General features: G+C 44.2%; 3 protein-coding genes. 1 reads left to right on the top strand and 2 read right to left on the bottom strand.

What is annotated here, in order from left to right; genetic code table 11:
* Positions 1–647 (top strand): ComEC/Rec2 family competence protein (locus B3F49_RS11740; protein WP_293911282.1); only part of this gene is annotated, 647 nt, incomplete at its 5' end.
* Positions 648–705: 58 nt separating this feature from the next.
* Here the strand turns inward: B3F49_RS11740 and B3F49_RS11735 are convergent.
* Together B3F49_RS11735 and B3F49_RS11730 are read right to left on the bottom strand one after the other, a co-directional pair.
* Entirely contained in the window at positions 706–1,842 is a 1,137-nt protein-coding gene (locus B3F49_RS11735) for a hypothetical protein (RefSeq protein ID WP_293911279.1), read from the bottom strand.
* Positions 1,843–1,853: 11 nt separating this feature from the next.
* Complete coding sequence (locus tag B3F49_RS11730) at positions 1,854–2,444, bottom strand: TP0733 family outer membrane beta-barrel protein (protein ID WP_293911276.1); 591 nt, start codon at positions 2,442–2,444, stop codon at positions 1,854–1,856.
* Positions 2,445–2,586 lie beyond the last annotated feature (142 nt).

The following is a 2,586-nucleotide window of genomic DNA, read 5'->3' as shown; positions in this document are numbered from 1 at the left end:
TCGACATCTTTGTTGCTTCACACCCGCATATCGACCATATCGGGGGGTTCCCGCAGGTGGCAGCAACTTTTCCGATCAAGCATGTATATCGTTCGAATCTCGACTATGCGACTGACGTGAATCAGGCGGCCCTTCAGGCGATTCAGCAGTATAATATACCGGTTGCCATTCTCTGTGAAGGCGATTCTTTCATGTTTGGTGATTGCATCAAGGTTGATGTTTACAACCCTCCCAAGGATATCACCTATCCACCGAACTACCCGGATAATTCCACCCAGTTCATCAACAACCAATCGATTGCGATGAAGCTGACGTACGGCCAGTCCACTGCATGGTTCTCCGGTGACCTGTATATGGTTCAGGAGCGTGCCCTTATCACCAAATATGGAGGACAGTTGCAAGCCGATGTAGCGAAGGTCAACCATCACGGTGGTGATACCTCAAACAGCATCAGATGGATCAAGAACTTGAACGCCAAGATTGTGGTCGCGATGCACGATCAGCTGGACAGCATGACTGTGTACACCAACTACAAGCGCTATGGCGCCGAGTATCATCTGACTCTCAACGATGGCTTGGTGAAGGTAGTGATGGATGACAAGAAGAACTACCAGGTCTTCGATACCAAAGACAGCTGGATGAATTAAGAGAGAAACACCCCAGGGAAAAGTACTTGGGGTGTTTCTTGATCAAGATGTTTCCTTTTTAAGGAAAGTATTTTTCAGCTTCGGTCGAAGATCCATTGGAATCGTCATTGCTGTTTGGAGTTGTAATGGTAATCCTGTACATGCCGTTTCGTGCAGTAGCAACAAGCAAGTCGCCTGAACCCAATGGGAGAGCATCAACTATTTCCGTATTGTAGATGAATCTGGCATAGCCTTTGGTAACAGCGGTCGTGGTCACCGCATCTGTAGTAGTATTAATTGTAAAAACAGTTAACTGATCTTTGTTATCAGGTTTGGTGATGTAGTACAAGGTGGGTGCTGTTCCAGTCAAATAACCAAATGCATGGTCAGCATAGTCTTCTGTTACATCTACAATCTCTGTAAAGGCCGTAGTCAATGATGTGGAATTACCTTTGAAAATCATTCCATCAGAAGTAAGCAGATAAAGGTTTGTTCCTGATTCGACAAAATTGACTATACGTTTTGTATTGTCAACGTTTATCTCCGAAGCAACATGTGATGGAGTTGTTGGAATATAATAGTGTTTATACGTTGAACCACTTACAAAAGATACCACCATTGGTGATGCCGTAATACTAGCTGAACCAAATCCTGTTTGTTGAAAAACACCCACAAGGCTATAGCCATCAAGGATTTTTGAAGAGAGATTTGAGACTTCTGTAAGTGTGGAATCCAATAATGCGTAGGTGGTGGCACCACTTGAATTCGTACCGGTGAGCATAATAAGACCATTGGGTATGACTTTTACACGGGTGATTGTACTTATTGTGCCATGCGTAATAGCCGTTGTGGATTTTTTATCTGTACTGATGATATATTTTTGGACGTTGGTAGGCTCTTCATTGATGGTGTATAAAATTGTATCGCTCTTGTCGTAGTATGCAGAACGAATCAACTTGTTCTTGCTATTGGCTACTACTGATGCAGTAGTGGTAGTTAAACCTGAAGTAGCATAGATTCCAGTATCTGTTAGAAAGTAAAGATCGTCCGTTATTGGATTTTGACCAAGCAGTTGATTATATCTCACATCAACAACTTCACGAGAATTGGCAAGCTGCCTGAATAATCCAGCAGAAGCATCAGCATTACAGCCGGTAATTACCAGAATTGCTATCAGAAGAGAGAATAGTATGAAATTTCTATGTTTCGTCTGCATGGTTGCTGCTCCTATTGTCTATACGTGATAGAGAGGGTGAGGGGGATGAACCCGGCAAGGGCGTTATCCTGCTTCAGCGCATCATCATAGTTGAACTCGGGAATCAACCAAAGCCCGGTGGTCAAGCCAAAGCCCCAATTGTCTCCCGGGTACCAAGTCAATCCCACCTGCACATTGCCGAACAAGGTCATCAATGAGGCATCGTTGTACTTGATATACGCCCCTCCCAGGCCGAAGGAAATCGGAAGGTCCCACTGGCCTTGGACAGGGAAGAATGAGTACTTTGCATAGAAGGGAACTGCAGTGAAGAGCATATTGGATGCGGAGAAGTTGAAGTCATAGCCTATCTCGCCCCCGATTGCAGAAGTAGGGGAATTAAAAACCTGGTAGCTGATCGCTCCATAACCGCCAACCTTTGCACCGGTATTGTTTTCGCCGAAACCCACACGAAAATCCTTGTCTTCAAAAAAATAGGTGAAGGTTGGAAAGGTTGTTCCCAGCGTAAAGGAGAACATTTGGTTTCCCTTGTCATAGTAGGGAACAGCAAAAGCCATAGTGGCGATGATACACATCAATAAGCCAAGCAGCAAGAATCTTTTCATTCGGTACCTCAATGTACGTAGAGAACAACTGGTATGTTTGTTCCGTTACAATAAGCGTTGGTATGACTATACCCGATACAAAGGAATATGCATACCTGTTTGACAGTATAGTAAGTGTCATTACGAAAGGCAAATCCCGCTT

The organism is Sphaerochaeta sp. UBA5836, assembly GCF_002432845.1.
Lineage (GTDB): Bacteria > Spirochaetota > Spirochaetia > Sphaerochaetales > Sphaerochaetaceae > Sphaerochaeta.
This window is presented reverse-complemented; position numbering and strand designations above follow the sequence as displayed.